General features: G+C 49.7%; 8 protein-coding genes and 2 pseudogenes. 7 read left to right on the forward strand and 3 right to left on the reverse strand.

The features are described from left to right. A pseudogene (locus BFF42_RS05415) lies at nt 1-236 on the reverse strand (IS1-like element transposase); the annotation flags it as partial. A gap of 51 nt (nt 237-287) precedes the next feature. Then, nucleotides 288-422: pseudogene (locus BFF42_RS05420) on the reverse strand (transposase); the annotation flags it as partial. Nucleotides 423-442: 20 nt separating this feature from the next. On the opposite strand from BFF42_RS05420, the gene csgC reads away from it, so the two are divergent. The 4 genes from csgC (at nt 443) to clsC (ending at nt 3,232) form a co-directional block, all read left to right on the forward strand. Continuing rightward, a complete protein-coding gene (csgC, locus tag BFF42_RS05425) occupies nt 443-748 on the forward strand; it encodes a curli assembly chaperone CsgC (protein ID WP_046891704.1) in 306 nt (101 codons plus the stop codon). A gap of 120 nt (nt 749-868) precedes the next feature. Then, nucleotides 869-1,180, forward strand: coding sequence for a protein YmdA (ymdA, locus tag BFF42_RS05430; protein ID WP_000489579.1), 312 nt, complete (start codon nt 869-871; stop codon nt 1,178-1,180). Nucleotides 1,181-1,275: 95 nt separating this feature from the next. Further along, nucleotides 1,276-1,809 (forward strand): O-acetyl-ADP-ribose deacetylase, encoded by a 534-nt coding sequence (gene ymdB, locus BFF42_RS05435; protein ID WP_039059403.1) that lies wholly within the window; start codon nt 1,276-1,278, stop codon nt 1,807-1,809. Further along, on the forward strand, nt 1,751-3,232 hold the full coding sequence (gene clsC / locus BFF42_RS05440; protein ID WP_073692904.1) for a cardiolipin synthase ClsC: 1,482 nt from the start codon (nt 1,751-1,753) through the stop codon (nt 3,230-3,232). Before ymdB ends, clsC begins: the two co-directional genes overlap by 59 nt. 7 nt (nt 3,233-3,239) lie before the next feature. Here clsC and mdoC read toward each other — a convergent pair whose 3' ends face one another. Continuing rightward, nucleotides 3,240-4,397 carry a glucans biosynthesis protein MdoC gene (gene mdoC, locus BFF42_RS05445; protein WP_001070335.1) on the reverse strand — a complete coding sequence of 386 codons (1,158 nt, stop codon included), beginning with the start codon at nt 4,395-4,397 and terminating at the stop codon, nt 3,240-3,242. A 393-nt stretch (nt 4,398-4,790) separates the two neighbouring features. Here mdoC and mdoG point away from each other — a divergent pair, with 393 nt between their 5' ends. The 3 genes from mdoG to BFF42_RS27540 form a co-directional block, all read left to right on the forward strand. Next, nucleotides 4,791-6,326, forward strand: coding sequence for a glucans biosynthesis protein MdoG (gene mdoG / locus BFF42_RS05450; protein ID WP_001300662.1), 1,536 nt, complete (start codon nt 4,791-4,793; stop codon nt 6,324-6,326). Beyond that, complete coding sequence (mdoH, locus tag BFF42_RS05455; RefSeq protein ID WP_012421260.1) at nt 6,319-8,862, forward strand: glucans biosynthesis glucosyltransferase MdoH; 2,544 nt, start codon at nt 6,319-6,321, stop codon at nt 8,860-8,862. Before mdoG ends, mdoH begins: the two co-directional genes overlap by 8 nt. 212 nt (nt 8,863-9,074) lie before the next feature. After that, nucleotides 9,075-9,198: hypothetical protein (locus tag BFF42_RS27540; RefSeq protein ID WP_227894989.1), on the forward strand; the 124-nt coding region annotated here is incomplete at its 3' end.

Here is a 9,198-nt window from a genome sequence, read left to right on the forward strand (position 1 = left end):
CGTGTTGAGGCCAACGCCCATAATGCGTGCACTGGCGCGACATCCGACGCCATTCATGGCCATATCAATGATTTCTGGTGCGTACCGGGCTGAGAGGCGGTGTAAGTGAACTGTAGTTGCCATGTTTTACGGCAATGAGAGCAGAGATAGCGCTGATGTCCGGCAGTGCTTTTGCCGTTACGCACCACGCCTTCAGTAGCGGAGCAGGAAGGACATCTGATGGAAATGGAAGCCACGCAAGCACCTTAAAATCACCATCATACACTAAATCAGTAAGTTGGCAGCATTACCCATTGTCCTAAAGTGCCTTCAGGAAGGGATAATCGGGAAGCGCCTTCACTGATCGAAAGTTGATTTTCAAGAACCGTTCTGACAGCTTCGGCTTTGAACTCTTTAGAGTAACGTTGGTTTTTTCTGCTCATTATTAGCTCCTTCTGATGCCATTCTATTTCAGGAAGGAGTGTCCGTTAAACTCAGGCTACCTCAGTATACCATTATTCCTGAAGTCACTCTTACTCAATCTTGTCTGTGCAGAGTACAAATATTGTCCCTGCGCGAAGGCGGTTCAGGGCAAAGTCAGACGAAGCAAGAAAAGACCCTCTCATTGCCTGCTAATCAACCTATTGCTTTGACGAAGTTGAGTTTAAATATTTCCCCGGAAGATCGGGTGAAAATAGTTGTTACTGTTTCTGATGGACAGGCACTTCATTTATCACAACAATGGCCGCCCTCTTCAGAAAAGTCTTAATTTGTTGAAATGTCGAGCATAAGATGAATCTGGAGAGAATGGTCTGCTGCGAATCAGCCAACCTGAAAGTATGGATAACACAACCCTCAAGGATGACTAATCATTGAGGAAATAGAATAAATGTTCAGACCTTTTTTAAACTCTCTTATGCTCGGCAGTTTGTTTTTTCCTTTTATTGCCATCGCAGGAAGCACCGCGCAAGGGGGCGTGATCCATTTTTATGGCCAAATTGTGGAACCGGCATGTGACGTCAGCACCCAGTCATCACCCGTAGAAATGAACTGCCCACAGAATGGTTCTGTTCCGGGAAAAACCTATTCCAGCAAAGCGTTAATGAGCGGCAATGTCAAAAACGCGCAAGTAGCCTCAGTAAAAGTGCAGTATATTGATAAACAGAAAAAGCTGGCTGTAATGAACATCGAATATAACTAAGTTTCTGAACAACGCACGTTGCTGAGTAGAAAAATGCGATTTAACCAAAAAACCTGCTGTACACTTAAGAAACAAGAAGGTGTTAAGGAGGCGTTATGAAAACGCGTATTCATGTTGTGCAGGGTGATATTACCAAACTGGCCGTTGATGTGATTGTGAATGCGGCTAATCCGTCATTAATGGGAGGCGGCGGCGTCGATGGGGCCATTCATCGCGCAGCGGGTCCGGCCCTGCTGGATGCCTGTTTAAAAGTCAGGCAACAGCAGGGCGATTGCCCTACGGGGCATGCCGTTATTACGCTTGCAGGCGATCTTCACGCTAAAGCCGTAGTACACACCGTCGGGCCAGTCTGGCGTGGTGGTGAACAAAACGAAGACCAGCTTTTGCAGGATGCCTATCTCAATAGTCTGCGACTGGTGGCGGCAAACAGCTATACGTCAGTGGCATTTCCTGCAATCAGTACTGGGGTTTATGGTTACCCTCGTGCGGCAGCGGCTGAAATCGCAGTAAAAACCGTTTCAGAATTTATTACCCGTCACGCTTTACCCGAACAGGTATACTTTGTCTGTTATGATGAAGAAAACGCCCACCTCTACGAAAGACTCCTTACCCAACAAGGAGATGAATGATTTGCCCCGGCTGGCGAGCGCGGTGCTGCCACTGTGTTCGCAACATCCCGGTCAGTGTGGTCTTTTCCCTCTGGAGAAAAGTCTGGATGCGTTTGCCGCCCGGTATCGTCTGGCCGAAATGGCAGAGCATACGCTGGATGTTCAGTATTACATCTGGCAGGACGATATGTCGGGTCGGTTACTGTTTTCCGCCCTGTTAGCCGCAGCAAAGCGTGGCGTTCGCGTCCGTTTGTTGCTGGACGACAACAATACGCCCGGACTTGACGATATTTTACGCTTGCTTGACAGACATCCCCGCATTGAAGTCCGGCTTTTTAATCCTTTCTCGTTTCGCTTGCTGCGTCCGCTTGGTTATATCACTGACTTTTCCCGTCTCAATCGCCGTATGCACAATAAAAGTTTCACTGTCGATGGCGTGGTTACCTTGGTGGGAGGACGAAATATTGGTGATGCCTATTTTGGGGCAGGGGAAGAGCCACTTTTTTCGGATTTAGATGTTATGGCAATAGGACCCGTGGTAGAGGACGTTGCCGATGATTTCGCCCGCTACTGGTATTGCAAATCGGTTTCACCCTTACAGCAGGTGCTGGATGTCCCGGAAGGTGAAATGGCGGATCGCATCGAGTTACCCGCCTCCTGGCATAACGATGCCATGACGCATCGTTACTTACGCCAAATGGAATCCAGTCCGTTTATAAATCATCTGGTTGATGGAACGTTGCCGCTTATCTGGGCGAAAACACGTTTATTAAGTGATGATCCGGCGAAAGGGGAGGGCAAGGCAAAACGGCATTCACTGTTACCGCAGCGCCTGTTCGATATCATGGGCTCACCCAGTGAACGCATCGATATTATCTCTTCCTATTTTGTACCGACACGCGCAGGTGTGGCGCAACTCTTACGGATGGTGAGAAAAGGGGTAAAGATTGCGATCCTAACCAATTCTCTTGCCGCTAACGATGTTGCTGTCGTCCATGCCGGATACGCGCGCTGGCGCAAAAAATTGCTCCGCTATGGCGTGGAATTATATGAACTCAAGCCGACGCGTGAACAAAGTAGTACGTTACACGATCGCGGCATAACCGGTAATTCCGGTGCCAGCCTGCATGCTAAAACCTTTAGCATCGATGGTAAAACGGTGTTTATCGGCTCTTTCAATTTCGATCCACGTTCGACATTGCTCAATACTGAAATGGGCTTCGTGATAGAGAGCGAAACGCTGGCACAGTTAATTGATAAACGCTTTATACAGAGCCAGTATGATGCGGCCTGGCAGCTCCGTCTGGACAGGTGGGGACGGATCAACTGGGTTGATCGTCATGCAAAGAAAGAGATGATTCTCAAAAAAGAACCCGCCACCAGTTTCTGGAAGCGGGTTATGGTCAGACTGGCGTCGATATTGCCCGTGGAATGGTTATTGTAAATGTGGCTTAACGGGCTGGTGCTTTATCGTTCTCACGCTTAACAACCGGTTTACCAGAAAACAAAAACTTCAGTAACGGGATGCGTAAATGAATTTCATACAGAATTATCGCAATCCCTACTACGAATATCAGGCCACAGAGAAAACCAAGCCAGTTGGAGGTGATGTGCGGTGTAATGTATGCGCCGAAAAACAGCGTTAACGGGTGGTGAACCAGATAGATAAATAGCGATGCGTTAACAAAGTAAGTCACCCGCGCTGACTGGAAGTTAAGCAAACGGTGGCCAAAGGAGAAGACCACATTCACCATCCACAGACCGAGGACCATGGTGATCACCGACTCGGTTTCGTACATCCAGGCATCGCCACTGCCATAGCGTTGGTTGAGTAAATAAGCGACAAATGCCAATGCTGCTGCAAGGGTACAGCCACGAGACGGCGTGGTAAACAAGGCTTTAAGATGAGGGAAAATGAAAGCCAGTGCACCGAGGATAAAGAACGGCAAATAAAATAGCGTTTGCATGACAATAAAATTGAACATGCCATTACTCAGAATGGGCGGATACACAATAAAAATCGTTCTTCTTATTACCGCATAGCCGATGCCGAGGCATAAAAAAATCACCGATAGTTTTACCATCGAGAATTTTTTATTCGTTTTATCAGAATTTTCTAAATTATTTCTGATGCGTTTAAATATCCATACGCACAGCGTCGTCATGACTACTAACACCAGTAAAAACCACAGGTGTGATATTAATTCCCAGGCCAACGTATTATATTTGTCATACAATGACAGCCCAGGCCAACTTTCCGCTTTCCCTTTGACGTATTGCAGCATAATAAATTGCGGCAATGTCAGTAAGGGGATGGCTGTTAACATCGGGATACCTACACGTTCGACACGTACTTTCCACCATTTTTTCAAGGGATAGCGTAAAAAAAGCATGTAGGAAAAGTAGCCGGATATAACGAAAAATACCAGCATGCGGAACGAGTGGATGAAGTCATTAAAAAGGGTCAGCCACAATGACGGTTCGGCGCTATTCACATGCCATGTATGGCTCGAATAGATTAAAGAAATATGAAAAGGGATCCCTAACAACATCAGCCAGGCGCGGATGGAGTCGAGGAAATATTCACGTTGCGCGGGTACTGGATTCATATATGGTTAACTAATCTCGGATTTTTCGTCTTATCCCTGTCGGGTTATGCCTTTAGGCTTGTTGCCATAGCGACACCGACCTGACCGCGCCAGGCGCAGGCTTCAAGGTTTTTATGCATAGCATCATCGCTACCACTAACCAGAATGGAAGCGTCTGTAAGACGGTTGATAAATAAAATTGCTGGCAAACCCTACACGAAGTCGATGCTTCTGTCTTTAGGAGAAGCACGGAAAGTGAAAACGGTTGCAATCAGGTGCTTAATCCATGAGCCAGCGTGCTGAACGATACCGGGATTCTGTTGTCGGAATGGCTGGTTATCCATTAAAATAGATCGGATCGATATAAGCACACAAAGGGGGAAGTGCTTACTAATTATGAAACATAAACTACAAATGATGAAAATGCGTTGGTTGAGTGCTGCAGTAATGTTAACCCTGTATACATCTTCAAGCTGGGCTTTCAGTATTGATGATGTCGCAAAGCAAGCTCAATCCTTAGCCGGGAAAGGCTATGAGGCGCCCAAAAGCAACTTGCCCTCCGTTTTCCGCGATATGAAATACGCGGACTATCAGCAGATCCAGTTTAATCATGACAAAGCGTACTGGAACAATCTGAAGACCCCATTCAAACTCGAGTTCTACCATCAGGGTATGTACTTCGATACCCCGGTCAAAATAAATGAAGTGACTGCCACCGCAGTCAAACGAATCAAATACAGCCCGGATTATTTCACTTTCGGCGATGTTCAGCATGACAAAGACACGGTAAAAGACCTTGGTTTTGCCGGTTTTAAAGTGCTTTACCCGATCAACAGCAAAGATAAAAACGATGAAATCGTCAGCATGCTCGGGGCCAGCTATTTCCGCGTGATTGGTGCAGGTCAGGTTTATGGCCTTTCTGCCCGCGGCCTGGCAATTGATACCGCCTTGCCATCGGGTGAAGAATTTCCACGCTTCAAAGAGTTCTGGATCGAGCGTCCAAAACCGACTGATAAACGTTTAACCATTTATGCATTGCTTGACTCGCCGCGCGCGACAGGTGCTTACAAATTCGTGGTTATGCCAGGGCGTGACACGGTTGTGGATGTGCAGTCGAAAATCTATCTGCGCGATAAAGTCGGCAAACTGGGGGTTGCACCGTTAACCAGTATGTTCCTGTTTGGGCCGAACCAACCGTCGCCTGCAAATAACTATCGTCCGGAGTTGCACGACTCTAACGGTCTCTCTATCCATGCCGGTAATGGCGAATGGATCTGGCGTCCGTTGAATAACCCGAAACATTTAGCGGTTAGCAGCTTCTCGATGGAGAACCCGCAAGGCTTCGGTCTGTTGCAGCGCGGTCGTGATTTCTCCCGCTTTGAAGATCTCGATGATCGTTACGATCTTCGTCCAAGCGCATGGGTGACTCCGAAAGGGGAGTGGGGTAAAGGCAGCGTTGAGCTGGTGGAAATTCCAACCAACGATGAAACCAACGATAACATCGTCGCTTACTGGACGCCGGATCAGCTGCCGGAGCCGGGTAAAGAGATGAACTTTAAATACACCATCACCTTCAGCCGTGATGAAGACAAACTGCATGCGCCAGATAACGCATGGGTGCAACAAACGCGTCGTTCAACGGGGGATGTGAAGCAGTCGAACCTGATTCGCCAGCCTGACGGTACTATCGCCTTTGTGGTCGATTTTACCGGCGCAGAGATGAAAAAACTGCCAGAGGATACCCCGGTCACAGCGCAAACCAGCATTGGTGATAATGGTGAGATAGTTGAAAGCACGGTGCGCTATAACCCGGTTACCAAAGGCTGGCGTCTGGTGATGCGTGTGAAAGTGAAAGATGCCAAGAAAACCACTGAAATGCGTGCTGCGCTGGTGAATGCCGATCAGACGTTGAGTGAAACCTGGAGCTACCAGTTACCTGCCAATGAATAAGACAACTGAGTACATTGACGCAATGCCCATCGCCGCAAGCGAGAAAGCGGCATTGCCGAAGAGTGATATCCGCGCCGTACATCAGGCGCTGGATGCCGAACACCGCACCTGGGCGCGGGAGGATGATTCCCCGCAAGGCTCGGTAAAGGCCCGTCTGGAACAAGCCTGGCCAGATTCACTTGCTGATGGACAGTTAATTAAAGACGACGAAGGGCGCGATCAGCTGAAGGCGATGCCAGAAGCAAAACGCTCCTCGATGTTTCCCGACCCGTGGCGTACCAACCCGGTAGGCCGTTTCTGGGATCGCCTGCGTGGACGCGATGTCACGCCGCGCTATCTGGCTCGTTTGACCAAAGAAGAGCAGGAGAGCGAGCAAAAGTGGCGTACCGTCGGTACCATCCGCCGTTACATTCTGTTGATCCTGACGCTCGCGCAAACTGTCGTCGCGACCTGGTATATGAAGACCATTCTTCCTTATCAGGGTTGGGCGCTGATTAATCCTATGGATATGGTTGGTCAGGATTTGTGGGTTTCCTTTATGCAGCTTCTGCCTTATATGCTGCAAACCGGTATCCTGATCCTCTTTGCGGTACTGTTCTGTTGGGTGTCCGCCGGATTCTGGACGGCGTTAATGGGCTTCCTGCAACTGCTTATTGGTCGCGATAAATACAGTATATCTGCGTCAACAGTTGGCGATGAACCATTAAACCCGGAGCATCGCACGGCGTTGATCATGCCTATCTGTAACGAAGACGTGAACCGTGTTTTTGCTGGCCTGCGTGCAACGTGGGAATCAGTAAAAGCCACCGGGAATGCCAAACACTTTGATGTCTACATTCTTAGTGACAGTTATAACCCGGATATCTGCGTCGCAGAGCAAAAAGCCTGGATGGAGCTTATCGCTGAAGTCGGTGGCGAAGGTCAGATTTTCTATCGCCGCCGCCGTCGCCGCGTGAAGCGTAAAAGCGGTAATATCGATGACTTCTGCCGTCGCTGGGGCAGCCAGTACAGCTACATGGTGGTGCTGGATGCTGACTCGGTAATGACCGGTGATTGTTTGTGCGGGCTGGTGCGCCTGATGGAAGCCAACCCGAACGCCGGGATCATTCAGTCGTCGCCGAAAGCGTCCGGTATGGATACGCTGTATGCGCGCTGTCAGCAGTTCGCGACCCGCGTGTATGGGCCACTATTTACAGCCGGTTTGCACTTCTGGCAACTTGGCGAGTCGCACTACTGGGGACATAACGCGATTATCCGCGTGAAACCGTTTATCGAGCACTGCGCACTGGCTCCGCTGCCGGGCGAAGGTTCCTTTGCCGGTTCAATCCTGTCACATGACTTTGTAGAAGCGGCGTTGATGCGCCGTGCAGGTTGGGGGGTCTGGATTGCTTACGATCTCCCGGGTTCTTATGAAGAATTACCGCCTAACTTGCTTGATGAGCTAAAACGTGACCGCCGCTGGTGCCACGGTAACCTGATGAACTTCCGTCTGTTCCTGGTGAAGGGTATGCACCCGGTTCACCGTGCGGTGTTCCTGACGGGCGTGATGTCTTATCTCTCCGCTCCGCTGTGGTTTATGTTCCTCGCGCTCTCTACTGCATTGCAGGTAGTACATGCGTTGACCGAACCGCAATACTTCCTGCAACCACGGCAGTTGTTCCCGGTGTGGCCGCAGTGGCGTCCTGAGCTGGCGATTGCACTTTTTGCTTCGACTATGGTGCTGTTGTTCCTGCCGAAGTTATTGAGCATTTTGCTTATCTGGTGCAAAGGAACGAAAGAATACGGCGGCTTCTGGCGCGTTACATTATCGTTGCTACTGGAAGTGCTTTTTTCCGTGCTGCTGGCTCCGGTACGCATGCTGTTCCATACGGTCTTCGTTGTCAGCGCGTTCCTTGGCTGGGAAGTGGTGTGGAATTCACCGCAGCGTGATGATGACTCCACTTCCTGGGGTGAAGCGTTCAAACGCCACGGCTCACAGCTGCTGTTAGGGTTAGTGTGGGCTGTTGGGATGGCGTGGCTGGATCTGCGTTTCCTGTTCTGGCTGGCACCGATTGTCTTCTCGTTGATCCTGTCACCGTTTGTTTCGGTGATTTCCAGCCGTGCCACCGTTGGTCTGCGAACCAAACGCTGGAAACTGTTCCTGATCCCGGAAGAGTATTCACCGCCGCAGGTGCTGGTTGATACCGATCGCTTCCTTGAGATGAATCGTCAACGCTCCCTTGATGATGGTTTTATGCACGCGGTGTTTAACCCGTCATTTAACGCTCTGGCAACCGCAATGGCGACCGCGCGTCACCGCGCCAGTAAGGTGCTGGAAATCGCCCGTGACCGCCACGTTGAACAGGCGCTTAACGAGACGCCAGAGAAGCTGAATCGCGATCGTCGCCTGGTGCTGCTAAGCGATCCGGTGACGATGGCCCGTCTGCATTTCCGTGTCTGGAATTCCCCGGAGAGATATTCTTCATGGGTGAGTTATTACGAAGGGATAAAGCTCAATCCACTGGCATTGCGTAAACCGGATGCGGCTTCGCAATAAAAACGTAGTTGCCTGATGCGCTACGCTTATCAGGCCCACATCGTTCCTGCAATTTATTGATTTTGCAAGATTTTGTAGGTTGGGTAAGGCGTTCACGCCGCATCCGGCAAAAACAACGAGCCAATAAAAATACCGGCGTTATGCCGTAATGCCGATCAGTTAAGGATCAGTTGACCGATCCAGTGGCTGTGTAAGAATCCGGAAACGCTCACTTGTTTCCGGATTTTTTTATGCACATTGGACAGGCTCTTGATCTGGTATCCCGTTACGATTCTCTGCGTAACCCACTGACTTCTCTGGGGGATTACCTCGACCCCGAACTCATCTCTCGTTGCC

It is taken from the genome of Shigella sp. FC1661, from assembly GCF_001712525.1.
Classification (GTDB): Bacteria; Pseudomonadota; Gammaproteobacteria; order Enterobacterales; family Enterobacteriaceae; genus Escherichia; species Escherichia coli.